Origin of the sequence: Janthinobacterium sp. P210005 (genome assembly GCF_036231865.1) — a bacterium.
GTDB lineage: Bacteria > Pseudomonadota > Gammaproteobacteria > Burkholderiales > Burkholderiaceae_D > Janthinobacterium > Janthinobacterium kumbetense.
Genome location: NZ_JAZARC010000004.1, coordinates 240,495 through 264,352, shown reverse-complemented (window position 1 = coordinate 264,352; position 23,858 = coordinate 240,495). Strand labels below are relative to the sequence as shown.

Below are 23,858 nucleotides of genomic sequence, written 5' to 3'. Positions count from 1 at the left end.
GGAGGCTTCCTTATCGAGAGACGTTTTCATTTGACTGCGCCGTCCATGCCGCGCATGAAGAAGCGTTGGGTAAACAGGAAGGCGAGCAGGGTCGGCACGATGGTGATCAGGGTGCCGGCCGCAATCACGCGCGTGCTGCTGCCGAAGGTGCCGCGCAAATACAGCACGCCCACCGACAGGGGGAATTCATCGGGCTTGCTCATGACGATCGACGGCCAGATGTATTCATTCCACGATTCGACGGCCGTCAGGATGCCGACGGTGGCCAGCCATGGCGTAATCAGCGGCAGCATGATGCGGCTGAAGATCACCCACTCGGAGGCGCCATCGACCCTGGCCGCGTCGATCAGGTCTTGCGGCACTTCCTCGAACGCCTGCTTGAGCAGCAGGATGGCCACGGCCGTCACCACGTTGGGCAGGATCACGCCCGTGTAGGTGTCGACCAGGCTCATTTGCGTGATGGTGATGAAGTTGACGAGGAAGTTCACTTCCGACGGCAGCACCAGCGTGGCGAGGATCAGGCCGAACACCAGTTTGCGGCCGCGGAATTTCAGGCGCGCCAGCGGATACGCGGCCAGTGAGCACAGCAGCAGTTTCCAGAACACGGTGAACACGGCGATCAGCACGGAGTTCCTGAAGAACGACCAGATCGGGATCGCACTGAACACTTCGATGAAGTTGTCGAAGGACGGCGCCTTCGGCCAGAAGGTGGGCGGGAAGGCAAAGATATTGCCCTCCGTGGAAATGGCCGTCACCAGGGTCCACCAGAACGGGAAGACGCAGACGACGGCGATCGCGCACAGCACGGCATAGTGGCCCAGTATTTGCAGGCGGGTTTTCAGGGGGCGGGAACGTTTTTGCATGGTCATTCCCGGTCAGCGGTGCTTGGGTTTGAGGTAGCGCAGGCACAGCAGGGCGATGCCGATGCAGAATAGGGACACGACGAAGCTGGCGGCCAGCGCGCGCGGCAGTTTCAAGTGCTTGAGGCCCTGGTCGTACGCGTAGTACAGCGCCGTGAAGGTGGAATTCATGGGGCCGCCCTGGGTCAGCACGTCGACTTCCTGATACGCCTTCAGGGCCGCCAGCACGGACAGGATGGAGCACAGCATGATGGTGGGGCGCAGCATGGGCACGGTGATCTTCCAGAAGCGCTGCCAGCGGTTGGCGCCATCGAGCATGGCCGCTTCCTGCATGTCCGACGGAATCGATTGCAGCGCCGCCAGGTACATCACCATGTACCAGCCCAGGCCGCGCCACAGGGTGACGAACATGACGGCAAACAGGGCCAGGCTGTCGTTCGACAGCCAGCCCACGGGCGCGTTCACGAGTTTCAGGGTCAGCATCACGTAGTTCAGCGCGCCCTGTTCGTGGAACATGAAGCCCCACATGATGCCGACCACGGACACGGTCGTCACCACGGGCACGTAGAAGGCGGCGCGGAACAGGCGGATGCCGGGCAGGCGGTTGTTCACCAAGACCGCCAGGGTGATGGCGCCCACCTGCACGAAGGGCACCATCAGCAGGAACATCAGCGAATTCTTCAGGCCCGAGACAAACATCTCGTTATTGAAGATGTAGCGGAAGTTATCGAGGCCGACGAAGCGCGTCTCGCGTATCAGGCTGTAGTCGGTGAAGGCCAGCACGGAGCCGTAGCCGACGGGCCAGAAGGAAAAGGCGGCCAGCAGCAGCAGGGCGGGGGTCAGGAACAGCCAGGCTTGCAGGGTGTGACGGTGGGAGAATGTCATGGTGTCCTCAGTGGCGCGGCAGGGTGGCCAGCTTGCGGTTCCAGATGGCGACGGCCTGGTCCAGCGCCTGTTTCACATCCTGCTTGCCCGTCACGCCCGCCTCGACGGCTTTCACCAGCGAGCGGCGCAGCTCGTCGTAGTCGTCGATGCCGGCCACGTACAGGGTGCGCGAGTGGCCCATCGACAGGGCGCCGGCGGCGACCGCCTTTTCGGCCGCGCCCGCGTTGGTCGGCGTGGCGAGGAAAAACGGATCGGCCGCCGCTTTCACCGTGGTGGGGAAGACGCTGGCCTGGCGCGCGAACGCCAGCTGGTTCTCGTCGTTCGTCAGGAAACGCGCGAACTTGCCGACCGATGGCAACTGGCGCGCCGGCACGCCTTTCGGAATGGCGAAGTGCACCAGCCAGCCGCCGTCGGCGATGCCGGTGGGGCCCAGCGGCGCGGGCGCCACGTCGGTGATGGCGTAGATGTCTTTCGCGTCGCCGCGGATGCGCTGCATGGCCGTCGGCGGCGCCAGCAGCATGCCCAGGCGGCCGCCCTTGTAGGCGTCGATCACGGCAGGGAAGTTATCTTCGGCGAACAGGCTCTCCTTCAGCAGTCCGCCCACCTTGTAGGTGTCGGCCAGCTTCTGCACCAGCGCCACGTGCTGCGGCGAATTGAAGACGGCCCGGTTGTCGGTGATCACGGCCAGGCCCTGCTGCATGAACAGGCCATCGATTTTCGACAGGGCGGGGGCGATGCCGGCCTTGCCCGTGCGTTGCGCGATCTGGCGCGCGAACGCCAGCTGTTCATCGAGGCTGGCGGGGCCGCGCGTGAGGCCCGCCTGCCTGAAAATGGCGGTATTGAAGGCGATCACCGCGACATTGCTGTACATGGGAAAACCGTAGGTGCCGCCCTTGAAGCGCAAGTCCGCCAGGGCGCTGGGGATGTAGCCGGCGCGCGCCTCTGCGATCAGGCCATCGACGGGCGTGAGCAAGCCGTCGCGCGCGAACTCGTCGGCCCAGGGCACGTTCAGGCTGACCAGCGCGGGCGGCGTGCCGGCCACGATGCGCGTGACCAGCTTGGTCTGGATGACGTCCCACGGGAAGTCGATCCATTCGATCTTGACGCCGGGATTCTGCGCCTCATAGCGCGCCACCACCGCATTGAAATACGGCGTGAACTTGGGCTTCATGCTCAAGGTCCAGAATTCGATTTTCTCGGCAGCCCATGCCTGCGGCGCGAGCAGGCCCGCGCAGGCAACAACCGCCAACAGTCTCTTGATCGTCATTTTTATCCTGGAGCGCGAGGCTCCAATGTCCATGAGTCCGCGGCGCGGGTACATGCCCTTGCCGTCGCTTATATTCGGGTGCTACGGACGGCAGCCGCGCCCCGTGCCGGGGGCGCAGCTGCCGCTTGCTGCTTAATTGGTTTTGGTGACCTTGCTCAGGTGACGCGGCGCATCCGGATCCATGCCGCGCGCGGCCGACAGTTTGGCCGCCATCACGTAGAAGGACTGGATGGCGACGATCGGATCGAGGTCCGGCGTGGCCGCCACGGGGAGGGTCAGGTCGCGCTCGGCCACGTCGGCGGGGGCCGCCAGCAAGACCTTGGCGCCGCGGCCGCGCATCTCGGTTGCCAGCTGCAGCAGGCCGGCTTGCGTCGGGCCGCGCGTGGCGAAAATCAGCAGCGGGTAGCCGTCTTCGATCAGGGCCATCGGGCCGTGCTTGATTTCGGCGCCGCTGAAGGCTTCCGCCTGCAGGGCCGAGGTTTCCTTGAATTTCAGCGCCGCTTCCAGCGCCACGGGGAAGCTGATGCCGCGTCCGACGACCATGATGTTGCGGGCCGGCGCCAGCACGTCGATGGCGGGCGACCAGTCGACGCGGGTCGCTTCGAGCAGCGCTTCGGGCAGCGCTTCCAGGCCCGCCTGCAGTTCGGGGTCGTTCTGCCACTGCGCCACCATGCGCGCGCCGGCGACCAGGCTGGTGATGAAGCTCTTGGTGGCGGCGACGCTTTGTTCCTTGCCGGCGCGCAGGGGCATGGCCCACTCGGCGGCGTGCGCCAGCGGCGAATCGATGTCGTTGACGAGGGCCACGGTGGTGGCGCCGCCGTCGCGGAAGTAGCGGATCGGCTCGACCACGTCAGGGCTCTGGCCCGATTGCGAGATCGAGATGGCCAGCGTGTCGCGCGTCACCAGCGGCGACTTGTTCAGCGTCACCAGCGACATCGGCAGGGAGGCGACGACACGGCCCAGGCGCGCCATGATCAGGTAGGCGACGTAGTTGCAGGCGTGGTCCGAGCTGCCGCGCGCGATGGTCAGCGCGGTCGAGAACGAGGTGCTCCTCAATTTGCGGCCCAGTTCCGCGTAGCGTTCCGTGTCGCTGGCCAGTTGCAGGGCGACGCATTCGGCGGCGGAAATGGCTTCTTTAAGCATCATTGAGGTCACAGATTTCTCCTTCTATATACACAGCTTTGAGTTTGAGATCGCGATCGAGTACCACCAGATCGGCGTAAGTACCGGGGGCCAGCCGGCCGCGTTCTTCCAGGCCCAGGTAATCGGCGGCGTTGGTCGACACGCGCTTGGACGCGTCGGCCAGGTCCAGTCCCAGTCCCACCAGGTTGCGCAGCGCCTGGTCCAGGGTCAGGGTGCTGCCCGCCAGCGTGCCGTCGGGCAGGCGCACGCCGCCCATGCATTTCTGTACGGCGTGGCGGCCCAGCATGTATTCGCCGTCCGGCATGCCGGTGGCGGCGGTGGAATCGGTGACGCAGTACAGGCGCGGGATGGCGCGCAGGGCCACCTTGATGGCGCCCGGATGCACGTGCAGCAGGTCGGGGATCAGTTCCGCGTATTCGGCGTGCGCCAGGGCGGCGCCGACCATGCCCGGCTCGCGGTGATGCAGGCCGCTCATGGCGTTGAACAAATGCGTGAAACCCATGGCGCCGTGTTCCAGCGCGGCCACGCCGTCTTCGTACGAACCGAGGGTGTGGCCGATCTGCACGCGCACGCCGGCGTCGGCCAGGGCGCGCACCAGGTCCAGGTGGCCGGCGATTTCCGGCGCCACGGTGATGACGCGCAGCTTGGCCAGCGTTTGCAGGCGCTCGATTTCAGCCAGGTTGGCGGCGCGCGCGTAGTTCGGCTGCGCCCCCAGCTTGCCGGCATTGATGTACGGGCCTTCCAGGTGGGCGCCCAGCACGCGCGCCGTGTTCGGGCGGCGGTGGTTGGCGGCGATGCCGATGGCCGTCAATGCCATGTCGATATCTTCCGGCGGCGCCGTCATGGTGGTGGCCAGCAGGCTGGTGGTGCCGTGGCGCGCATGGATGCCCGCGATGGTGTACACGGCTTCGCCGCCTTCCATGATGTCCTTGCCTGCGCCGCCATGCACGTGCAGGTCGATAAAGCCGGGCAGGATGTAATCGTCGCTGTTGCCCGACGGGTGGAGCGAATCGCCCGTGATGCTGTCGACCCGCTCGCCGAAGGCGATGGCGCCGTGGATCCAGCCGCCGGGGGTAAGGATATTGCCTTTGATAGTGCTGCTCATCTGCGCGACTCCGCTACGAATTCATAATAATCACTGCGGCAATACGAGTGGGTCAGTTCCACCGCTGCGCCGTTGTCGAGATAACTGACACGGGTGATGTGCAGCATGGCTTCACCCGTCTTGATATTGGCCAGCTTGGCCTGTTCCGCCGTGGCGTTGACGGCGCGGATATGCTGCAGCGCGCGCATCGGGATGGTGCCGCGCGACTCCAGGTAGCCGTACAGCGAATCGGTGACCTGCTGCGGGTCCGGCATGTACAGCGCGGGGATGGTGGTCGTTTCGATCGCCATCACCACTTCGTCGGCCGTGCGCAGGCGGCGCAAACGCGCCACCGGCATGTGCGGCGACAGTCCCAGCGACAGCAATTCCAGCGGCGCGGCCGCGCCGATGTCGCGCTGCAGCCAGCGCGAGCCGGCCGTGAAGCCCCGCTGGCGCAATTCTTCCGAAAAGCTCGTCAGGCGCGACAGCGGCTGTTCCAGCTTGGGCGTGATGTAGGTGCCCGAGCCGCGCTTGCGCGTCAGCATGCCCCGGTCGCACAGCATGTCGATGGCCTTGCGCGCCGTGACGCGCGAGATTTCCAGGATGTCCGACAGCACGCGCTCGGAAGGCAAGGCCTGGTTGGCGCGCCAGTCGCCGCTGGCGATGCCGTCCGACAGCATGTTCGCCAGCTGCATGTAGAGCGGCGTGTCGCTGGCCGGATTGGGTTTGAAGGCGGACAGTTTGGCCAGCATGGTCATTGCTCCTGCAAGTGCTTGCGTATCAGGCGCAGGCCGCCTGCGGCCGAGTCGCCCTGTGCCGGCACGACCAGTTGCAACAGTGCCGCCGGCAGGTAGCTCGACAAGGGCGCCGCCAGGCCGCCGCACAGGGCCACGGGCAAGGCGCCGGCCGGGTCGAGGGCCCTGGCGATGAGGGCGATCTGCTGGCCCGCGTCCACCAGGATGGCGCGCGCCACCGCATTGGTGGCTGCGTGTTCGAGCACCAGGCGCGCCAGTTGCGCGAAATTGGTCTGGCTGGCGGCCGCCAGCCACACCTGCATGGCGTCGCGCTGGCCGCCGCAGGCATCGATGATGGCCGTGGCGAAGGCGCTGCCGGGCACGCGGCCGTCGGCCACCTGCTGCGCATGGTTGATGGCGCGCATGCCGATCCAGGCGCCGCCCGCTTCGTCGCCGGACGGGAAGCCCCAGCCGCCCACTTCATGGCGACTGCCGTCCGCGTGCAGCACTTCGCCCACGCTGCCCGTGCCGATGGCCACGATGGCGCCCGGCTGGCCCGCATGCGCGCCCAGCAGGGTGGTCAGGGCGTCCGATTCGAGCGCGACGGCGGCATAGCCGGGATTGTGTTCGATGAAGCTGGCGGCCCACTGCTTGTTGTGCACGCCAGCCAGGCCCAGGCCGATGGCCATGCGCTGCAGCGGCGGCTGTTCCAGTGCGGCGGCGCGGAAGGCCAGGGTGACGGCATGCGCGACGGACGTCCAGGCCCGTTCGATGCCCAGTCCCAGGCCGGATGGGCCGCTTTGTCCCTGCGCCAGTTCCTGGCCGTCGAGGCGCGCCAGGCGTACGCGGGTTCCGCTGCCCCCGCCGTCGACGCCGATTATGTATTCGATCATGTTGTGCAGTCCCGCGTTTGGTTGATTGCGCCTGTCTCGGTTCTTTTATTTGTCGGGCGGCGAAAAAGCTGAAAGCACTATATTGTCGCCCCGATGGCTTGTCAACAGGTATTTAAGTGGTATTAATAAATGCGTTGCGCGCTGTCGCCGCATGCCCGAGGGCGTGATTGCAAGTGATTGTTAATAAAGGGATTTTTATGCTTGCCGAATGGTATTGAAATTGGCCTTGTTTAATGCCAATTTTTTCAGACTGGTCTGCGCCGCGCGCGGTAGTGTTGCTTCCGCGCATGCTTGGCAAGGGACGCCATGAAGAGTAAAGTCCGCCTTTTACACCTGAGTTGGAAGAGCATGATGAACGACAAGGCAGCAAAGAGCGATTACTGGGACGACTGGCAGCAAGAGGCGCTGGCCGCTGGCGTGTCGGCGCCGCTGGCTGCGCTGGGCATGGAAATGATGCGCACGCACCGCAAGAACCGCTGGCCGAAGGATTTCCTGGGCCGCGAAAGCGATGGCCCGGTCATGATCGAAATGTGCCTGGAAGACGAAGCGGAAACGGAATTGTTCTTCATCGAGAACCTGTATCCCTACGATGCGGCGCTGATCGAAAAGACGCGCCGCCGCCTGTGCCTGCACTGAGAGTGCGCTGACGCGCGACTGGAACGGCCGCCTTGTGCGGCCGTTTTGCTTTTCGGGTGGCATTTTCATGGGGGAGTGTCATAATGGCCCAGGCATTTCCGCCCAGGTATGGAGTAGATAATGAGCAAGGCACAGGACAGCAAGAAGGAAGCCAAGAAGGAACCGGCCAAGACCATGAAGGAAAAGAAGGAAGCCAAGAAGGTCAAGAAAGAAGAGCGCAAGCGCTGATCATGCGCCTGCGTCGCTTACTGTCGCGCCCGTGGCGTGCGCCGGCCCTGCTGGCGGCGTTCGCCCTGCTGGCCGTGGGCACGCCCGTGTCCGGCGTGCTGGCGCAGCAAAAGCCGCCGCCATCTACGTTCGGGCAAGTGGTGGGCAACGCCGTGCTGTGCATCGACCAGATCGACAACAAGGCCTTCTATGCGTATCTGCTGACGGCCTTCGGCCCCGCCTACAAGCATGAAGGGGGCGCTTACTGGTTCCGCACGGACGCCACCTTGTGGGGCGCGCCGATTACCGACGTGATCGTCAGCGACGACACCAGTCCCCTCGTCTTCATGGGCGTGGTGGCGGACGCGACGCCGGAAAAGCTGGAACCGGCCATCCGCGGCGTCTCGGGCCTGCGCTTCAATAAGCTCGACAATTCCGCCTTTCCTGTCCGTGGTTCCGTGCCTGGCAGTAAAATCGTCTACTTCCGCAGCAAGGCGAAAGTGTATTGCGCCAAATACAAGCCGTTGCCGCCCGCCCGCACCCGATGAGGGGTTCGGCTTGCCGCCGCGCATTTTGATCGTTTCATCCGCAGGGTCTCCATGTACACGCATTATTTCCAGCTCAAGCAATCGCCGTTTTCGATCGCCCCCGATCCGCGCTACCTGTTCATGAGCGAACGCCACCGCGAAGCGCTGGCGCACCTGCTGTATGGCGTGGGCAGCGGCGGCGGCTTCGTGCTGCTGACGGGAGAAATCGGCGCCGGCAAGACCACCGTGTGCCGCTGCTTCATGGAACAGATTCCGGAAAATTGCCAGCTCGCCTACATCTTCAATCCGAAACTGTCCGTCGAGGAATTGCTGCTGTCGATCTGCGAGGAATTCCGCATCGCCCTGGCGCCCGGCGTGGCCAGCGTGAAAGGCTATGTCGACGCCATCAATGCGCACTTGCTGGCCAGCCATGCGCAGGGCAAGAATAATGTGCTGATCATTGACGAAGCGCAAAACCTGTCCGCCGCCGTGCTGGAGCAGCTGCGTTTGCTGACCAACCTGGAGACGAGCGAGCGCAAGTTGCTGCAGATCATACTGATCGGCCAGCCGGAATTGCGCGCCATGCTGGCCCGTCCCGAACTCGAACAGCTGGCGCAGCGCGTGATCGCCCGCTACCACCTGGGGTCGCTGACGGCGGACGAGACGGCCAGCTATATCCGTCACCGCCTGGCCGTGGCCGGCAGCACGGCGCAGACGCCGTTCGCGCCGCGTTTGATGGCGCAGATCCATGCCTTGAGCAAGGGAGTGCCGCGCCGCATCAACCTGCTGTGCGACCGCGCGTTGCTGGGCGCCTACGTGGAAAACCAGCCGCAGGTGACGCGCCAGATACTGCGCCGCGCCGCCGAGGAAGTGTTTGCGGAAGAGGGGAAGTCGGCTGCCGGACGGGGTCTGCGCTGGCCGCACGTGGCCGGTGGCGTGCTGGCCGGCGCCGTGGTCACGGCCGCGCTGGCTTGGCATTTCATGCCGCGCCCGTCCGCCGTGCCCCCTGCACCTGCCGTGGCCGCCTCTGTGCCGGCCGTCTCCGCCGTGGCGGTTGCCGCCGCATCCGCCCCCGCACCGGCCAGCGTGCCGGACCGCAACGCCGTGCTGCGCCAGCTGGCCAGCCTGTGGGGCGAGCAGTTGCCGGCCGGCGACGCTTGCCAGGCGGGCGCCCGCGCCGGCCTGCGCTGCCTGCAGAGCCGGGGCGGCATCGCCGAGCTGCGCGTGCTGGACCGTCCCGCCATGCTGGCCTTGCGCGACGGGGAGGGGGAGGAGCAGCTGGCGCTGCTGACGCGCGTGCAGGACGAGATCGCCACCTTGATGCTCGATGGCAAGCCACAAAGCGTGCCGCTGGCCCAGCTGGCGCAGCGCAGCGATGGCAGTTTCACCACTTTCTGGCGCGCCCCGCGCAGCTGGCGCGACGAAGTGCCGCTGGGCGCCCGCGGCGCCGACGTGGACTGGCTGGCGCAGCGTCTGGCACAGCAGCAGGGCTTGCCTGCGCCGGCCGCCAATCTGCCGCTCGATGCCGAAATGCAAGGCTTGCTGCGCGCTTTCCAGCAGCGCCAGAACTTGCGGGCCGATGGCCTGGCGGGCCCGAAAACATTCATACGCCTGATGCAGCTGGGTGACAACTCGGAGCCGCGCCTGAGCAGCGCGGCTCCTGCCGTGGCAGCGCCCGCTGCGACGGCGATGGTGGCGGGGAAATAAGATGTCCTACATACTTGAAGCACTGAAAAAATCGCAGGCCGAGCGCCAATTGGGCGAGTTGCCGTCGATCCACGCACCGCAAGTGCAGCTGCACGATGCCGCCGCATCCGGCGCCGCGCGGCGCGCGCCCGTGTGGCTGGCGCTGGGCGGCGTGACGGTGGCAGTGGCTGCCGCGCTGCTGCTGTGGCAGCCGTGGCAGGCGGGCGCGGCAGCACCTGCGGCCGTCGCCCCTGCCTTGCTGGCCCAGGCCGTGCCCGCACCGCTGCCGGCAGCGCCGCCGCCTGCTGTCCCCGCGCCCGCGCCCGCGGCTGCGCCCGTACCCGTACCCGTGCCGCCAGCGGCCACCGCCGCGCCCGTGCACCATGCGAGGGCCGTGCCGGAACCGAAGCAGGAGACGCCAGGCCAGGCCGCTCCGCCTGTCCCCGCTCCGGCTCCCGCTCCCGCTCCCGCTCCCGCTCCCGCTCCGGCGCCGGCCATGCCCGCGCCAGCGCCCGCGCCGGCGGCCGAAGAGAGCGTGCCCGGCATGCGCGACCTGCCCGAGCCGATACAGCGGCAAATCCCCACTGTCGCCATCGGCGGCTATATCTATTCGAAAAATCCGGCCGACCGCCTGTTGCTGATCGACAAGGTCTTGCGCCACGAGGGTGAGGAGCTGGCGCCCGGCCTGGTGCTGGAAAAGTTGCAGCCGAAGGCGGCCATCTTCAGTTTCAAGGGCTACCGCTACCGCGTGCCATATTGAGTTGTTGTGCATCAAGGCCGGGCCGCCATAGCTGAACCATACTGGCCAGGCCTGGTCGAACCAGGGTCGCTGCGACCGTGTGCGCGGCCGGGGAGGTCCGATGATTGCTGCCGCAACTGCTGGCGAGGGTGTGCTTGATGCGCAGGGCCTGGGAAACCTGGCGCGCATCGACCATATCGTCGTGCTGATGATGGAAAACCGCTCGTTCGACCACATGCTTGGCTACCTGAGCCTGGAAGGCGGGCGCACCGATATCGATGGCTTGCAGGCAAGTCATGCCAACGTGCATGCGGGCGTGCGCTACCCCGTGCACCATTTGCTGCGCACGGCCTTTGGCCCGCAGCAAGACCCGTCGCATACGGGCATGTCGGTGGCGCAGCAATTGCAAAACAATAACGGTGGCTTCGTTGACGATTATGCGCAAACGCATCCGGGCGACCCCGACATCGACCTGGTCATGGGTTACTACAATGGGGCCGACTTGCCCATGTACGATTTCCTGGCGCAGCAGTTCTGCGTCTGCGACCGCTGCTACAGTTCCGTGCCGGGCGCCACCTGGCCCAACCGCCTGTATGCGGTCAGCGGCAAGGCGGCCGGCAGCAAGGACAGCAAGCGCGTGCCCCTGTATGCGAACAAATCCTTCGTGCGCCACCTCGAGCGGGCCCAGGTCAGCTGGAAGTTTTATTCCGCCTGGAAGCCCTGGAGCCTGGCGCTGACGGACGACCATTACCGCTCGTCCGACATGTACGAACCGTTCGGCTCCAGCGCCCGCCGCTATGGTTTCATCGGCGATGCGCTGGCGGGCGCCTTGCCCTCGGTCAGCTGGATCGATCCCCATTTCTTCGACAATGACGACCACCCGCCGGCCGATATCCGCGCCGGCCAGGCGCTGGTGGCGCAGGTGTACCAGGCCCTGTCGCGCGGTCCCGCCTGGGCGCGCACCTTGCTGATCCTCAGTTATGACGAGCACGGCGGCTTTTTCGACCATGTGCCGCCACCCGTCGCCGTGGACGACGACCCCGCGTTTCGCCGCTACGGCGTGCGCGTGCCCATGCTGCTCGTGTCGCCGCTGATCGCGCCGGGCAGCGTCAGCCACGAGGTATACGATCACGCGTCGATCATCAAGACCATCCTGCAGCGCTTTTGCCGCGCCGCCGATGGCGCCTTGCCCCAGATGGGCGCGCGCGTGGCGGCCGCCAGCGGCCTGGGCGCCGTGCTGACCCTGGCGCAGCCGCGCGCTGCGCCTGCCGTGCCCGCAGCCGTGCAGGCGCAGCGCGCCGCCTGGGAAGCGGATGTGCGGGCGCAGGATTTCGCCCCGCTGGCGCCTGCCTCCCCGCCGGATGGCGCGCTGGCCGCCGCTGCCGCCGTTCCCTTCCAGTCCGATGCGGAGGCGGGCGCGATCGCCGCCCACCGGCAATTGGCGCGCAGGGCGAGGAATGCGCAGGCGGTGGATGGTAAACCGGCGAGTAAAATGGCAAGTCAAACGGCGGGAACGGCAGCGCCGAAGCCGGCGGGAAGGCGTCGGCGGCAGGGCGGCAAGCCAGGGCCCGCCAGTGCCAGGAATGGCGGGAAATCCGGCGGCGCTTGAGTTGCGCGATGAGTCGGGCGATGCGCGGCGCCTGCGCCAGGCGGCAGCGCCGGTGTGCTGCGTATAATCATTCCTTCTCAATCAAGGAGTGACCATGCACGATGCGATGCCCGCACACCCGGTACTCGGTGTGATCGGCCGTTCCGGTAGCGGCAAGACGACCCTGCTGGAATTTGTAGTGAAGGAAATGGCGGCGCGCGGCTTGCGCGTCAACCTGGTCAAGCACAGCCACCATGACCTGGCGCTGGAACCGCCGCAAAAGGACAGCGCCCGCCTGCGCCTGGCCGGTGCGGCGGAAGTGCTGGTGGCGTCGCCGTACCGTTTTGCCATCGTGCATGAACTGCGCGGCGCGCCGGAACCCAGCCTGGCGCAGCAATTGGCCCGCATGGGGCCGGCAGACCTGACCCTGGTGGAAGGCTTCAAGACGGACCCGATTCCCAAGCTGGAAGTATTCCGTCCAGAAGTGGGGCAGGCGCCCCTGTATCCGCATGACCCGCATGTGATCGCCGTCGCGTCGGACAGCCCGGCGCCGGCCGACTTGCGCGAGGGCGTGCAATGGCTGGACTTGAATGCGCGCGAACACGTGCTGGCCTGGCTGCTGCTGCAGTTGGAAAATAAGCTGGAAAAATAAGCTAAAGGTTTGCCGGCGGCATCCGTTAACAAGGGTAGAACCTCATTGGAGAAACGTATGGACGTCGGAAGCATTGCTCAACTGTCAACCACGATGGCGGAGACAGGCACGCGGCAAGCCGTCGGCTTGACTGTCCTGAAAAAAGCCCAGGATATCCAAAGCTCGACCGCCACGGCCTTGCTGGCAGCGCTGCCACCGGTACAGTCGGCGCCAAGTCTGCCGGCTCACCTCGGCAACCGCATCAACACGACCGCCTGAGCGCAGTCCCGCGGCGCCCGTCTGGCGCTCGCATTACTTACGCCCACACCACCGTCATCGACGGTGGCGCGTGGGCATTTTTGTCTGTCTTCCTGCTTTCCTTCCATTTTTCTCTCCGCCCCTGTCAAGTTGATTAATTGACCATGGTTCGCCATGGCACGGCCGATTCAGTAGAATGGCGTCCATCACCTCGCGTTGCCCATCAGCGCAGCCCGGGGCGTGCCATTACTTTGACCCATGCAAGAGGATTCCCCATGAACAAACGTCAAGCTCTCATCGCCGCCGCCCTCGCGGGCATCTGTGCCGGCACCACCCTCAACGCGGCCGCGCACGATGGTCCCGCCCCCGGCGACAAGGAAAAGTGTTATGGCGTGGCCAAGGCAGGGCAGAACGATTGCGCCTCGTCCGACGGCGCGCACTCCTGCGCGGGCCAGGCGGAAGCGGACAACTTGCCGACGGAATGGACGTATGTTGCCAAGGGCACGTGCGAACAGGCGGGCGGTTCCGTCAAGCCCATCAAGGCCGGCAAGGCGGCAAAACCAGCCACGCAGCCGTAAGCATCCGCCGCCTGCCCATGCCGCCGTCAGTTCAAGCGCTTGCCGGCGTCGGCTTGCGCGCCGCGCACTACCGCGACTTCCTGGCGCGCCGCCCCCGGGTGGGCTGGCTGGAAGTACACACCGAAAACTATCTGCAGCCGTCGGGCTGGGATAACCATGTATTGGACACCCTGCGCCAGGATTACCCCATCAGCCTGCATGGCGTGGGCCTGGGTCTGGGGTCCGCGCGCGGTTTTTCCGAGAGCCACTTGCAGCACGTGCGCGCCGTGGTCGAGCGCGTCGAGCCGGTCCTCGTGTCGGAACACCTGAGCTGGGGCGCCGTGGCGCAGCAGCAACTCAATGATCTGTTGCCGCTGGCCTTGAATGGCGCCGCCCTCGATTTGCTGTGCGCCAGGGTGGGGAGGGTGCAGGATGTGCTGAAAAGGCCGATCTTGCTGGAGAATGTCTCCACTTACCTGCGTTTTGCCGACGATGCCATGAGCGAGGCGCAATTCCTGGCGGAGCTGGCGCTCCGCAGCGGCTGCGGGCTGCTGCTCGATATCAATAACCTGTATGTGAACCAGTGCAACCACGGCGAAGACGCCTTGACGGCCATGCAGTCCATCGCGCCGGGCAGCGTGGGCGAGCTGCACCTGGGCGGCCATCTGGTAACGCCGCATGCCGTGATCGACCATCACGGCGCCGCCGTGGCCGATCCCGTCTGGGACTTGTATGCGGCCGCCTTGCAGCGCTTTGGCGCCGTGCCCACGCTGGTCGAATGGGATACGGACTTGCCCGCCCTCGATGTCTTGCTGGGCGAGGCGGACAAGGCGCAAGCCATGCTGGCGCGCCATGCGCCGCCAACGCCATGGCAGGGAGCAGCGCTGCCGTCCCCGCCGCCGCCCGCGTTACTTGATGCGTTGGCGGCCGGCCAGCAAGCGTTTGCCACGGCCTTGCTGGATGCCGAGGCAACCCTGCCACCGTTCGCGGGCGAGCAGGTGCCGCAGCGTTTTGCACTGTACCGTGGCAATATGAGCGCCACCTGGCGCCGCACCCTGGCGCACGCCTATCCCGTCGTGCTGGCGCTGGTAGGCGAGGAATTCCTGGGCGGCCTGGCGCGCGCGTATGGGCGGCAGATGCCATCCGATAGCGCCGATTTGAACCAGTTTGGCGCCCGTTTCGCCGATTTTCTGGCCACTTTCCCGCATATCTCCGACTTGCCCTATCTGCCGGACATGGCGCGCCTGGAATGGGCCGTGCACCTGGCCCATTACGCGGCCGATGCGCAGGGCCTGGCGCCCGAGTCGCTGGCCGCCTTGCATCCCGATCAGCTCGAAGCGCGGCGCTTCAGCTTGCATCCCGCCTGCGCCTTGCTGGAATCGGATTGGCAAGTGGCGGCCCTGTGGCAGGCGCATCAGGAGGGAGAGGGGCAGGGGATGTTTCCGCAGGATATGCAGGTGGCGAGCTGCGCGCTCGTATGCCGGACGCGCTGGAAGGTGCAGGTGCTGCTACTGGATGCGGCTGCGCATGCCGCCTTGCTGGCGTTAAGGCAGGGGCAGACGTTTGGCGCCGCGCTCGATGCGGCGTTCGAGCTGGACCCCGCATTCGACCTGGCCGCGCACTTGCGCCAGTGGCTGGCGCATGCGGTGTTGACAACCTGACTGTTATTCGAAGGCCCGCAGCAGACGCGCTTCGCCCGTCTGATCGCGGTACAGGGCATTTGCGGCCAGAGTGGCGTCCATCATGCGCGTGACTTGCTCTTCTTCAAAGCGGGCGAGCTCGGCCGTGGCCGCGACGAGGGCCAGTTCCAGCCTGGCGCGCGCGCTCTGGTACAGGCTGCTGGTGTATTTGTCTGTGTTACGCAGCAATTCTTCCGCGTTTTCTATTACCTGGCGCAAGTCGCCGATCAGGCGTTCCTGGCTGCGCGTACCTTGTTCGGGATGGTCCATGGCGCTTCCCTTCTGCAATCGATATTTATCTGACAATAACGACGTGTTTGCAGCTTGATCCAGGCAGCCGGCTGGCAGCGGCGCTGGCTGGACGCATGGGGCTGCTTTCGCGCCCCATGCCGGGATCAAGCGGGAGCGACGACCGTGATACGGATATCGCCCACGCTGACGACCTGGCCGGCGCGGATCTTGGCGGTCTTGCGCAATTCCTTCTTGCCATCGACCTTCACCACGCCGCTATCGACCATGACCTTGCCTGCGCCACCGCTGTCGCACAGGCCGACCAGCTTCAGCAGCTGGTTCAGCTCGACGAACTCGGATGTTAAATCAAAGCTTACTTTTTGCATTGTATCCCTTATTGCAACGATGTGTTTTAAACACTTAATGACGGTGTCAACTAAGGTCATAGTTTACATGAAGCCAGGAGGAATGCAGGCTGAGCCTTAACTTTTGTTGGGCCGCGTCATGTCCAGGGGCACGATCCACGCACCGAATTGCTCTTCCGTCACAAAGCCCAGGGCCAGCGCCGCTTCCTTCAAGGTCGTGCCTTCATGCTGGGCCTGCTTGGCGATTTGCGCCGCCTTGTCGTAGCCGATGTGCGGCGCCAGCGCCGTGACCAGCATCAGGGAGCGCTCCATCAGTTCGGCGATGCGCTCACGGTTCGGCGCGATGCCGTGCGCGCAATGCTCGTCGAAGCTGCGCATGCCGTCGCCCAGCAGGCGCGCGCTTTGCAGGAAGTTGTGCGCAATCAAGGGCTTGAAGACGTTCAGCTCGAAATTGCCCGAGGCGCCGCCCACCGTGATGGCGACATCGTTGCCGAACACCTGGCAGCACAGCATGGTCAGCGCTTCGCACTGCGTGGGGTTGACCTTGCCCGGCATGATGGAGCTGCCCGGCTCGTTTTCTGGGATGGTGATTTCACCGAGGCCGGAACGGGGGCCGGACGCCATCCAGCGCACGTCGTTGGCGATTTTCATCAGGGCCGTGGCCAGGGTTTTCAGCGCGCCATGGGCGGCCACCAGGGCGTCGTGGGCCGACAGCGCGGCAAACTTGTTGCTGGCCGTCTCGAACGGCTGGCCCGTCAGGCGCGCCAGTTCCGTCGCGATGCGGCCGGCAAATTCCACGTGGGCATTCAATCCCGTGCCGACGGCCGTGCCGCCGGCGGCCAGCTGCAGCAGCGGCGGCAACGATGCCGTGATGATGTGCTCGGCAAAGTCCAGCTGCGCCACGTAGCCGGAAAATTCCTGGCCCAGGGTCAGCGGCGTCGCATCCTGCAAGTGGGTGCGGCCGATCTTGACGATGTCGGCAAACTCCGTCGCCTTCGCGTCCAGCGTGGCGCGCAGCTGGCGCAGCGGCGGCAAGACCGTGTTGGCGACGGCCAGGGCGGCCGCCACGTGGATGGCGGTGGGGAAGATGTCGTTCGAGGACTGGCCCAGGTTGACGTCGTCGTTCGGGTGCAGCAGGCGCCCCTCGCCCCGCAAGCCGCCGATCAGCTCGGAGCCGCGGTTGGCCAGCACTTCATTCATGTTCATATTGCTTTGCGTGCCAGAACCCGTCTGCCAGACGGCCAGCGGGAATTCTGCCTCGTGCTTGCCGGCCAGTACTTCGTCGGCCGCCTGCGTGATGGCGATGGCTTTCTTGCCATCCAACAGACCCAGGTCCAGGTTGACGTGGGCGGCCGCGCGCTTGACGGTGGCCAGGGCGGCGATCAGTTCGGGCGGCATCTTTTCCGTGGAGATATGGAAGTGCTCGAGCGAGCGCTGCGTTTGCGCTCCCCACAGCCGGTCGGCGGGTACGTCGATCGGGCCGAAACTGTCGCGTTCGATTCTGCTACTCATGGCATCCCTTTCATCGATGGAGGTGGATCGAGTGTACTCCAGGCGTCAAAAAAGCACAGGATGATGCTGTATTGCATCATTTTTGCCCTGACCCATCTATATTTTTGCGATTTCCTGCCGTTAAAGACAGGCGAGTTCCCCTTATCTATCCTGTTATCAAAGCGATCAGTCCATGCAGAGCAGCATCTTTCCCCGTTGGTCCCTGATCGCGTGCGCCGCCGCCAGCCTGGCCTTGCCGCCTGTCATGGCGGCCGAGCTGGGTGACATGGCCGTGCTGTCGCACGTGGGCCAGCCCTTGCTGGCCGAGATCGAACTGACAGCCCTGGCGCCCGAGGAAGCGAGCGGCGTGGCCGTGCGCCTGGCTTCGTCCGATGTGTACCGCGGCGGCGGCATCGGCATGGATCCGGCCCTGCAAACCTTGACCATCAGCCCGCTGGAGCGCGGTGGACGCCACTATGTGCGCGTGACAACGCGGCAAGCGATCCAGGCAGGCCATGTGCACCTGTATTTATTGCTGGGCAGTGGCAATGGCGCCGTCGTGCGCCTGGGCACCTTGTGGCTGACGCCGGCCCCGCCCGCCGCCGCCGTCGCCCCTGTCAGCGCGCCAGCCAGGCCCGCCGTTCCGGCGCCCGCGCCCGTGCCGCAACCGTTGCCATTGCCGCGCGCCGTCTCCGCCGCGCCGTCGCCCGATGCCGCCGCCCTGGCGGCCCGCGCGCGCGCCGAGGGCCTGGTGCGCCCGGCGCGCGTGTTCGTGCCGCCGCCCGCCGCGCCCGCGCCGCCCGCTGCCGCACTGCGTCCGGCGCCGTTGCGCCGCGCCACGGCGCCCGTCGCCGCTTGCGCGCCGCAAGCCAATATTGAGCAGGCGCAAGCGTGCGTGGCGCTGGATGAGAAAAACGCGGCCCTGAATGACAAGCTGGGCGAATTGGAAGGCAAGATCGGCGCCTTGCAGCAGGCGCTGGCTCAGCCTGCCGCCGCTGCCGCTGCGCCGGCTGCCGCGCCGGCCGAGGCGCAGGCGCCGCATGCCAAGCCCAAGCCCCTGCACGCGGCGCCCGCAGCCGAGAAGAAGGCGGGCGGCAATGGCTTGCTGTGGCTGGGTATCGGCACCCTGGCCTTCCTGCTGTTGACGGCGCTCATCGTGTACGTCGTGCGCAAGCGCAAGCAGGCGGCGGGGCCGGGTGCGCCGTCGAAATACTGGGTCTTGCTGCGCAAGCCATTCGGCCGCAAGAAGAAGGAGGCGCCCGTGCTGACGGAGGCGGTGGAAGAGGGCGTGGCGGACGAGCCGGAACCGGAGCCGTTCTCGCGTTGATGATGTTGCAAGGGCTGCGACAAGGCGGCGCCGGAATTTGATATAAAAAAAGATATTGAAAAAAGACAGAAAAATGCTTGTATCGCGTGTTGCCTGTTTCTTAAATATGGTGATATGATTAATTCAGTGGACTTGCTCTACGACAAAACAGCCCCAGCCTGGCGCAGTCACCAACGATAGTGTGGCGCGGCAAACAGGTGTAGCGTTGCATAAACGCCTGGGTCTGGAAGCGGTTCGCGATGCCGACGATGTGCTCGCGAACGCCGGATGCAACCGGCAGCGAGGCGACGCCAGGAGATACCTGGGGCTCGCCTTCCAAATTCCCCTCCTTGTTTCCCGAGCGCCGCAGATGGCGTGCTCCCCGGCAAGGCGGCAGACGTAAAAAAAAGCACCCGCGGGTGCTTTTGTCGTTTCTGGCGCTGCAATATTGACTTACATGCGGGCGCGCGAACCTTGCATGGCGTTCGGCAGCTGCGTCATCCACGGTTCCGTGATGGTGCGGATTTCGCGGTCGTTGGCCAGGATTTGCTTGAGCAAGTCGATCTTGCGCAGGCGCGAGGCGCCGGCCTGGGCGGGCACCTTGCCCGTCATGACCGTGCTGGCGGCGCTGGCACACTGGTTTTCCAGGGCATCCAAGTCATTCCAGTCGCTCGAACGTGCGGCCACGACCATTTTATTGGTCATTCCTGCAATATTTTCATACATCGAAAGAACGTCGTTGGAGGTCATGAGCACACCCGTAACTAGTGAATGGATTACCGCTTGTCTAGATTAACGGCGTGCTTAACGGGAACTTGAGGGTGTTTTTGAAAAAAAAGTGAAAATAATTTGGATAATTTTGGCGATCCGCCGGAATCGCCCGCAAACCCGCATGGATGCAGGGTCGGCGATGCCGGCGGTGGGGGATTTATTTGACGAGTTCTTCCAATCCCGCGCTCAGTTCGGCTGGCGGCGGCATCTTGTCGACCAGTACCGAAGGCGGTAAACCGAGCGCTTCGGCCACGTTGCCGGGGTAGCAGGCGATGATTTCTTCATTGCTCAGGGCGTTTTCATCGATGCGGGCGCGCCAGGCGGCCAGGTGGATGATGGCGGCCAGGCGGTTCAGCGGCGCCTTGGCCAGCGGGTCGGGAAAGGCGGCGATGGCGTCGGCAAAGGCGCCGGGGAACTTCCAGCGGCGCGCCAGTTCGGCGCCCACCTGTGCATAGTCATAGCCCAGCGAGACCCGCTCCGCGTCGAGCCGGCGCGCATCGAGCGGTGGGGCGATCTTGTCGAGCTGCATGGCTTGCTCGGGCATGGCGGCATGGATCACCAGTTGTCCGATCGCATGCATCATGCCGATGGTGAACGCCAGGTCCTGGTTGTCGCCCGTCTGCCTGGCGATCCAGCGGGCCGACACGGCGCTGTGCAGGCTGTAGCGCCAGAATTGCGGCAGGTTCAGGCCGGGCACGGCCTTGAAGCCACTGACCAGGCCGGAGCTGATGACGAGGGTGCGCACGGTAACAAAACCGAGCATGAGCACGGCGTCTTCCACCGTGCCGATGCTGCGCGAGACGTGGTAATAGGCTGAATTGGCCAGCCGCAGCAGCTTGGCGCTCAAGGCCGGGTCCGCTCCCAGCTGGCGCGCGATGTCTTCGGTGGCGATGGCGGGGTTGTCGAAACTGCGCACCAGTTCATCGACGATCTTCGGGGCGGCAGGCAGGGCGTGGGGTTGCTGGAACAGCGCTTCCAGTTGCATGGCAATCTCCTTGGCGTACACGCGGCACGGGCTCGTGAAACTATAGGCCGATTTTTTGTCCGCATGCAAAAAAGTTCCGGGATGCTTTTTGCATGGGAAACAGGCTATGATTTTGACTATTCCATCGAAAGGATCGCCATGCACGGTTTGCGTTTTTCCTGGTCCCGGACGCCAGTCCAGGCCGCCATCGTCCTCGCCCTGGCCGGCGTCTCGCTGACCGGCTTGCCCGCCCGGGCGCACGGCCAGCCGGCCGCCGCCGATGTCGCTGGCGCCGCCGTCCCCGCCGCCTTGCCCGGCGACGACTTCTATGACTACGTGAATGGCGACTGGCTGCGCGGCACGGAGATTCCCGCCGACCGCAGCAGCTGGGGTTCGTTCGCCATCCTCGCCAATGCGACCAACGGGCGCATCATCGCCCTCGTCGAGGGCCTAGCGGCGGCGCCGCAGGCCGATGCCTCCGCGCGCCAGGTCAGCGATTTCTACCGTTCCTGGATGGATGAATCGGCTATCGAAGCGAAAGGCTGGGCCCCGATCAAGCCCTTGTTGAGCAAGATCAATGGCATACGCGACCAGGCAGGGCTGGCCCGGGCGCTGGGCGAGAGCTTGCGCGCCGATGTCGACCCGCTCAATTCCACCAATTTTTATACGGAAAACCTGTTCGGCCTGTGGGTGGCGCAAGACTTGAACGACACCACGCGCAATGTCGCCTACCTGCTGCAGGGCGGACTGGGCTTGCCTGACCGTGCCTTCTATCAGGACGACAGCGCCCGCATGCAGGGCTTGCGCGCCGGCTACCAGGCGCATATCGCCGCCATGCTCAAGCAGGCCGGCTACCGCGATGCACCGGCCCGCGCCGCGCGCGTGTTTGCGCTGGAACAGAAAATTGCCGCCAGCCACGCCAGCCGCGAGGATTCGGCCGATGTCGCCAAGGGCAACAACGCGTGGCGCGCCGCCGACTTCGCCAGCAAGGCGCCGGGCCTGGACTGGCAAGCCTTCTTCCAGGCGGCGGGCCTGGGCAAGCAGACGGATTTCATCGTCTGGCATCCGTCGGCCATGACGGGCAGTGCCGCGCTGGTGGCGAGCGTGCCGCTGGCCACGTGGAAGGATTTCCTGGCCTTCCACGCCATCAACCATTTCAGCACCACCTTGCCGAAGGCGGCCGCCGACCAGCGCTTCGCCTTCTATGGCAGCGCCCTGAGCGGCACGCCGCAGCAGTCGCCGCGCAGCAAGCGCGCGCTGGCCGCGACGAATGCGGCCCTCAGCGACGCCGTCGGCAAGCTGTACGTGGAACGCTATTTCCCGCCGGAATCGAAAGCCCGCGTGCAGGAGATGGTGACGAATATCGTCGCCGCCTTCTCGCGCCGCATCGACAAGCTGGACTGGATGGCGCCGGCCACCAAGGCGCAGGCGCAGGAAAAACTGCAAACCCTGTACGTGGGCGTGGGCTATCCGGAACGCTGGGACAGTTATGCTGGCTTGCGCGTGGTGCGCGGCGATGCGCTGGGCAATGTGCAGCGGGCGGAACAGTTCCACTATCGCCAGGAACTGGCCAAGCTGGGCCAGTCGCCCGACCGCAAGGCCTGGGCCATGCCGGCGCAGCTGGTCAACGCCGTCAACCTGCCGCTGCAAAACGCGCTGAACTTCCCGGCTGCCATCCTGCAGCCGCCGTTCTTCGACCCGCAGGCATCCGACGCGGCCAATTACGGCGGCATCGGCGCCACCATCGGCCACGAGATCAGCCACAGCTTCGATGACCAGGGCGCGCAATTCGACGCCCAGGGCAAGCTGCGCGACTGGTGGACGCCGGCCGACCTGGCGCATTTCCAGACGGCATCCAAGCAATTGGTGGCGCAGTTCGCGGCCTATAAACCATTCCCCGACCTGGCCGTGAATGGCCAGCTGACCCTGAGCGAAAACCTGGCCGACCTGGCCGGCGTGGCGGCCGCGCATGATGCGTTCACCCTGTCGCAGCAGGGCAAGCCGCTGCAGGCGGGCGCGGACCGCGATTTCTTCACGGGTTATGGCGTCAGCTGGCGCAGCAAGGCGCGCGAAGCGGCGGCGCGCCAGCAGATCCTCACGGATGGCCATGCGCCGGCGCAGTACCGTGCCGCCACCGTGCGCAATCTCGACGCCTGGTACCCGGCCTTCGACGTCCAGCCGGGCCAGCAGCTGTACCTGGCGCCGGAGCAGCGCGTGCGCGTCTGGTAAGAGTGCTGACGCTGCCGGCCGGGGAGCTGGTCGGCAGCGTAAAATGGCGGAACATATCGACAGGACCGCCATGATGCCAAGCCCACCGCAAGACCCCATCCACGCCATCACGGGCCGCACCCTGGCCCATTACGACGCCAGCGCCGAGCAGTTTTTCGAAGGCACGCGCGACCACGACGTCAGCCAGAACATCGCCGCGCTGCTGGACGCCATCGGCAAGCCGGCACCGCTGGCCATCCTCGACCTCGGTTGCGGCCCTGGCCGCGACCTGAAGGCGTTCACGGCCATGGGGCATCACGCCACGGGCGTCGATGGCTGCCCCCGCTTCGTCGAGATGGCGCGCGCCTACAGCGGCTGCACCGTGTGGCAGCAGGATTTCGTCGACCTCGATTTGCCGGCCGCGCACTTCGACGGCGTGTTCGCCAATGCCGTGCTGTTCCACGTGCCCAGCGCCGTCTTGCCCGGCGTGCTGCGCGCCTTGCACGCTTGCCTGAAGCCCGGTGGCGTGCTGTTCAGCTCGAATCCGCGCGGGCAGAACCAGGAAGGCTGGAACGGCGCCCGCTACGGCAGCTATCACGACGAGGAAACGTGGGCTGCGTATGTACAGGCGGCCGGTTTCAGCCTGCTCGACCAGTACTACCGTCCGCCGGGCTTGCCGCGCGAGCAGCAGCCGTGGCTGGCCACCGTGTGGCGCAAGCCGGCGTGATCGCCGATATTGGCGCAAATTGAGCATGTGTTAGGAACCGTACAGAGCATTGATCCCCCGCCCCGTAGTATGGACACATCGACACGCAGCAAGCAGTTTGCAACAGCGTGTGAGCCGCAGTACCGGCCCTTCGGGGCCGGACAACAGATGTACCAACTACAGTGAGGATCCATCATGAACAAAGATCAAGTCGAAGGTAAACTGAAGGAAGTCGGCGGTAAAATCCAGGAAGCCGCTGGCAAGATCGTCGGCAGCGAAGAACAGCAAGCCAAGGGCCTGGCAAACCAGGTCGAAGGCAAAGTGCAGAAGAAAGTCGGCGACGTCAAGGACGCGGTGGAAACCGTTACCCGCAAGCCGTAATCTGACGCACGCATAAAAAAACCGCCGCCTGTCGCGAGACAGGCGGCGGTTTTTTATTTGA

General features: G+C 65.4%; 25 protein-coding genes. 13 read left to right on the top strand and 12 right to left on the bottom strand.

All coding sequences use genetic code 11. From position 1 onward, the window contains the following. Nucleotides 1-26: 26 nt before the first annotated feature. The 7 genes from VPH40_RS17850 to VPH40_RS17820 form a co-directional block, all read right to left on the bottom strand. The gene (locus VPH40_RS17850) at nt 27-863 is read right to left on the bottom strand and encodes a carbohydrate ABC transporter permease (RefSeq protein WP_328574094.1); all 837 of its coding nucleotides are present in this window, start codon (nt 861-863) and stop codon (nt 27-29) included. 12 nt (nt 864-875) lie between these two features. Further along, the gene (locus VPH40_RS17845) at nt 876-1,745 is read right to left on the bottom strand and encodes a carbohydrate ABC transporter permease (protein WP_099665202.1); all 870 of its coding nucleotides are present in this window, start codon (nt 1,743-1,745) and stop codon (nt 876-878) included. 7 nt (nt 1,746-1,752) lie between these two features. Next, a complete protein-coding gene (locus VPH40_RS17840) occupies nt 1,753-3,012 on the bottom strand; it encodes an ABC transporter substrate-binding protein (RefSeq protein ID WP_328574093.1) in 1,260 nt (419 codons plus the stop codon). Nucleotides 3,013-3,144: 132 nt separating this feature from the next. Next, nucleotides 3,145-4,158 carry an SIS domain-containing protein gene (locus VPH40_RS17835; protein ID WP_071079063.1) on the bottom strand — a complete coding sequence of 338 codons (1,014 nt, stop codon included), beginning with the start codon at nt 4,156-4,158 and terminating at the stop codon, nt 3,145-3,147. Further along, a complete protein-coding gene (gene nagA / locus VPH40_RS17830; protein ID WP_328574092.1) occupies nt 4,148-5,260 on the bottom strand; it encodes an N-acetylglucosamine-6-phosphate deacetylase in 1,113 nt (370 codons plus the stop codon). Before nagA ends, VPH40_RS17835 begins: the two co-directional genes overlap by 11 nt. Further along, nucleotides 5,257-5,991 (bottom strand): GntR family transcriptional regulator, encoded by a 735-nt coding sequence (locus tag VPH40_RS17825; RefSeq protein ID WP_070282815.1) that lies wholly within the window; start codon nt 5,989-5,991, stop codon nt 5,257-5,259. The genes nagA and VPH40_RS17825 overlap by 4 nt, the downstream gene beginning before the upstream one ends. 2 nt (nt 5,992-5,993) lie before the next feature. Then, nucleotides 5,994-6,866, bottom strand: a complete 873-nt coding sequence (locus tag VPH40_RS17820; RefSeq protein ID WP_289913405.1) for a BadF/BadG/BcrA/BcrD ATPase family protein — start codon at nt 6,864-6,866, stop codon at nt 5,994-5,996. Between the two features lie 348 nt (nt 6,867-7,214). Between VPH40_RS17820 and VPH40_RS17815 the strand changes: the two genes are divergently transcribed. The 9 genes from VPH40_RS17815 to bufB all read left to right on the top strand — a co-directional run bounded on the left by VPH40_RS17815 (nt 7,215) and on the right by bufB (nt 15,356). Further along, entirely contained in the window at nt 7,215-7,502 is a 288-nt protein-coding gene (locus tag VPH40_RS17815) for a hypothetical protein (RefSeq protein WP_029496217.1), read from the top strand. A 230-nt stretch (nt 7,503-7,732) separates the two neighbouring features. Then, nucleotides 7,733-8,257, top strand: a complete 525-nt coding sequence (locus VPH40_RS17810) for a hypothetical protein (RefSeq protein WP_099665198.1) — start codon at nt 7,733-7,735, stop codon at nt 8,255-8,257. 51 nt (nt 8,258-8,308) lie between these two features. Then, a complete protein-coding gene (locus VPH40_RS17805) occupies nt 8,309-9,943 on the top strand; it encodes an AAA family ATPase (protein ID WP_328574091.1) in 1,635 nt (544 codons plus the stop codon). Between the two features lies 1 nt (nt 9,944). Continuing rightward, complete coding sequence (locus VPH40_RS17800; RefSeq protein ID WP_328574090.1) at nt 9,945-10,682, top strand: general secretion pathway protein GspB; 738 nt, start codon at nt 9,945-9,947, stop codon at nt 10,680-10,682. Nucleotides 10,683-10,782: 100 nt separating this feature from the next. Further along, nucleotides 10,783-12,270 carry an alkaline phosphatase family protein gene (locus VPH40_RS17795; protein ID WP_328574089.1) on the top strand — a complete coding sequence of 496 codons (1,488 nt, stop codon included), beginning with the start codon at nt 10,783-10,785 and terminating at the stop codon, nt 12,268-12,270. 94 nt (nt 12,271-12,364) lie between these two features. Then, nucleotides 12,365-12,901 carry a molybdopterin-guanine dinucleotide biosynthesis protein B gene (gene mobB / locus VPH40_RS17790; protein WP_077400616.1) on the top strand — a complete coding sequence of 179 codons (537 nt, stop codon included), beginning with the start codon at nt 12,365-12,367 and terminating at the stop codon, nt 12,899-12,901. 57 nt (nt 12,902-12,958) lie between these two features. Then, nucleotides 12,959-13,159: a YjfB family protein gene (locus tag VPH40_RS17785; RefSeq protein ID WP_034781856.1), complete on the top strand. Its 201-nt coding sequence runs from the start codon at nt 12,959-12,961 to the stop codon at nt 13,157-13,159. 254 nt (nt 13,160-13,413) lie between these two features. Beyond that, nucleotides 13,414-13,716 (top strand): BufA1 family periplasmic bufferin-type metallophore, encoded by a 303-nt coding sequence (locus tag VPH40_RS17780; RefSeq protein WP_077400619.1) that lies wholly within the window; start codon nt 13,414-13,416, stop codon nt 13,714-13,716. 17 nt (nt 13,717-13,733) lie between these two features. Continuing rightward, entirely contained in the window at nt 13,734-15,356 is a 1,623-nt protein-coding gene (gene bufB, locus VPH40_RS17775) for an MNIO family bufferin maturase (protein ID WP_328574088.1), read from the top strand. 3 nt (nt 15,357-15,359) lie between these two features. Here the strand turns inward: bufB and VPH40_RS17770 are convergent, their stop codons facing one another. The 3 genes from VPH40_RS17770 to fumC all read right to left on the bottom strand — a co-directional run bounded on the left by VPH40_RS17770 (nt 15,360) and on the right by fumC (nt 17,482). Further along, complete coding sequence (locus tag VPH40_RS17770; RefSeq protein WP_034759786.1) at nt 15,360-15,644, bottom strand: hypothetical protein; 285 nt, start codon at nt 15,642-15,644, stop codon at nt 15,360-15,362. A gap of 125 nt (nt 15,645-15,769) precedes the next feature. Next, nucleotides 15,770-15,991, bottom strand: coding sequence for an RNA-binding S4 domain-containing protein (locus VPH40_RS17765; RefSeq protein WP_071079051.1), 222 nt, complete (start codon nt 15,989-15,991; stop codon nt 15,770-15,772). A 96-nt stretch (nt 15,992-16,087) separates the two neighbouring features. Further along, nucleotides 16,088-17,482 carry a class II fumarate hydratase gene (gene fumC, locus VPH40_RS17760; protein WP_328574087.1) on the bottom strand — a complete coding sequence of 465 codons (1,395 nt, stop codon included), beginning with the start codon at nt 17,480-17,482 and terminating at the stop codon, nt 16,088-16,090. Nucleotides 17,483-17,654: 172 nt separating this feature from the next. On the opposite strand from fumC, the gene VPH40_RS17755 reads away from it, so the two are divergent. Then, on the top strand, nt 17,655-18,788 hold the full coding sequence (locus VPH40_RS17755) for a type IV pilus assembly protein FimV (RefSeq protein ID WP_328574086.1): 1,134 nt from the start codon (nt 17,655-17,657) through the stop codon (nt 18,786-18,788). Between the two features lie 432 nt (nt 18,789-19,220). On the opposite strand, the gene VPH40_RS17750 is transcribed toward VPH40_RS17755, so the two are convergent. Both VPH40_RS17750 and VPH40_RS17745 read right to left on the bottom strand, forming a co-directional pair. Beyond that, nucleotides 19,221-19,472, bottom strand: coding sequence for a flagellar protein FliT (locus VPH40_RS17750; RefSeq protein ID WP_257218715.1), 252 nt, complete (start codon nt 19,470-19,472; stop codon nt 19,221-19,223). Nucleotides 19,473-19,695: 223 nt separating this feature from the next. Beyond that, nucleotides 19,696-20,523: an HDOD domain-containing protein gene (locus VPH40_RS17745; RefSeq protein WP_099668200.1), complete on the bottom strand. Its 828-nt coding sequence runs from the start codon at nt 20,521-20,523 to the stop codon at nt 19,696-19,698. Nucleotides 20,524-20,661: 138 nt separating this feature from the next. Between VPH40_RS17745 and VPH40_RS17740 the strand changes: the two genes are divergently transcribed. From VPH40_RS17740 to VPH40_RS17730, 3 genes are all read left to right on the top strand, one after another. Further along, entirely contained in the window at nt 20,662-22,731 is a 2,070-nt protein-coding gene (locus VPH40_RS17740; RefSeq protein ID WP_328574085.1) for a M13 family metallopeptidase, read from the top strand. Between the two features lie 73 nt (nt 22,732-22,804). Beyond that, nucleotides 22,805-23,437: a class I SAM-dependent methyltransferase gene (locus VPH40_RS17735; RefSeq protein ID WP_305060958.1), complete on the top strand. Its 633-nt coding sequence runs from the start codon at nt 22,805-22,807 to the stop codon at nt 23,435-23,437. Between the two features lie 174 nt (nt 23,438-23,611). Further along, nucleotides 23,612-23,797, top strand: coding sequence for a CsbD family protein (locus VPH40_RS17730; protein WP_077400637.1), 186 nt, complete (start codon nt 23,612-23,614; stop codon nt 23,795-23,797). The last annotated feature ends 61 nt before the right edge of the window (nt 23,798-23,858 follow it).

Coding starts and splice junctions, on each gene's coding strand:
- VPH40_RS17750 (WP_257218715.1), bottom strand. CDS start 19,472: ATGACCAATAAAATGGTCGTGGCCGCACGTTCGAGCGACTGGAATGAC.
- VPH40_RS17805 (WP_328574091.1), top strand. CDS start 8,309: ATGTACACGCATTATTTCCAGCTCAAGCAATCGCCGTTTTCGATCGCC.
- VPH40_RS17850 (WP_328574094.1), bottom strand. CDS start 863: ATGCAAAAACGTTCCCGCCCCCTGAAAACCCGCCTGCAAATACTGGGC.
- VPH40_RS17810 (WP_099665198.1), top strand. CDS start 7,733: ATGCGCCTGCGTCGCTTACTGTCGCGCCCGTGGCGTGCGCCGGCCCTG.
- VPH40_RS17800 (WP_328574090.1), top strand. CDS start 9,945: ATGTCCTACATACTTGAAGCACTGAAAAAATCGCAGGCCGAGCGCCAA.
- VPH40_RS17755 (WP_328574086.1), top strand. CDS start 17,655: ATGCAGAGCAGCATCTTTCCCCGTTGGTCCCTGATCGCGTGCGCCGCC.
- VPH40_RS17740 (WP_328574085.1), top strand. CDS start 20,662: ATGCACGGTTTGCGTTTTTCCTGGTCCCGGACGCCAGTCCAGGCCGCC.
- mobB (WP_077400616.1), top strand. CDS start 12,365: ATGCACGATGCGATGCCCGCACACCCGGTACTCGGTGTGATCGGCCGT.
- bufB (WP_328574088.1), top strand. CDS start 13,734: ATGCCGCCGTCAGTTCAAGCGCTTGCCGGCGTCGGCTTGCGCGCCGCG.
- VPH40_RS17735 (WP_305060958.1), top strand. CDS start 22,805: ATGCCAAGCCCACCGCAAGACCCCATCCACGCCATCACGGGCCGCACC.
- VPH40_RS17770 (WP_034759786.1), bottom strand. CDS start 15,644: ATGGACCATCCCGAACAAGGTACGCGCAGCCAGGAACGCCTGATCGGC.
- VPH40_RS17825 (WP_070282815.1), bottom strand. CDS start 5,991: ATGCTGGCCAAACTGTCCGCCTTCAAACCCAATCCGGCCAGCGACACG.
- VPH40_RS17745 (WP_099668200.1), bottom strand. CDS start 20,523: ATGCAACTGGAAGCGCTGTTCCAGCAACCCCACGCCCTGCCTGCCGCC.
- nagA (WP_328574092.1), bottom strand. CDS start 5,260: ATGAGCAGCACTATCAAAGGCAATATCCTTACCCCCGGCGGCTGGATC.
- VPH40_RS17820 (WP_289913405.1), bottom strand. CDS start 6,866: ATGATCGAATACATAATCGGCGTCGACGGCGGGGGCAGCGGAACCCGC.
- VPH40_RS17845 (WP_099665202.1), bottom strand. CDS start 1,745: ATGACATTCTCCCACCGTCACACCCTGCAAGCCTGGCTGTTCCTGACC.
- fumC (WP_328574087.1), bottom strand. CDS start 17,482: ATGAGTAGCAGAATCGAACGCGACAGTTTCGGCCCGATCGACGTACCC.
- VPH40_RS17840 (WP_328574093.1), bottom strand. CDS start 3,012: ATGACGATCAAGAGACTGTTGGCGGTTGTTGCCTGCGCGGGCCTGCTC.
- VPH40_RS17835 (WP_071079063.1), bottom strand. CDS start 4,158: ATGATGCTTAAAGAAGCCATTTCCGCCGCCGAATGCGTCGCCCTGCAA.
- VPH40_RS17730 (WP_077400637.1), top strand. CDS start 23,612: ATGAACAAAGATCAAGTCGAAGGTAAACTGAAGGAAGTCGGCGGTAAA.
- VPH40_RS17780 (WP_077400619.1), top strand. CDS start 13,414: ATGAACAAACGTCAAGCTCTCATCGCCGCCGCCCTCGCGGGCATCTGT.
- VPH40_RS17785 (WP_034781856.1), top strand. CDS start 12,959: ATGGACGTCGGAAGCATTGCTCAACTGTCAACCACGATGGCGGAGACA.
- VPH40_RS17765 (WP_071079051.1), bottom strand. CDS start 15,991: ATGCAAAAAGTAAGCTTTGATTTAACATCCGAGTTCGTCGAGCTGAAC.
- VPH40_RS17815 (WP_029496217.1), top strand. CDS start 7,215: ATGATGAACGACAAGGCAGCAAAGAGCGATTACTGGGACGACTGGCAG.
- VPH40_RS17795 (WP_328574089.1), top strand. CDS start 10,783: ATGATTGCTGCCGCAACTGCTGGCGAGGGTGTGCTTGATGCGCAGGGC.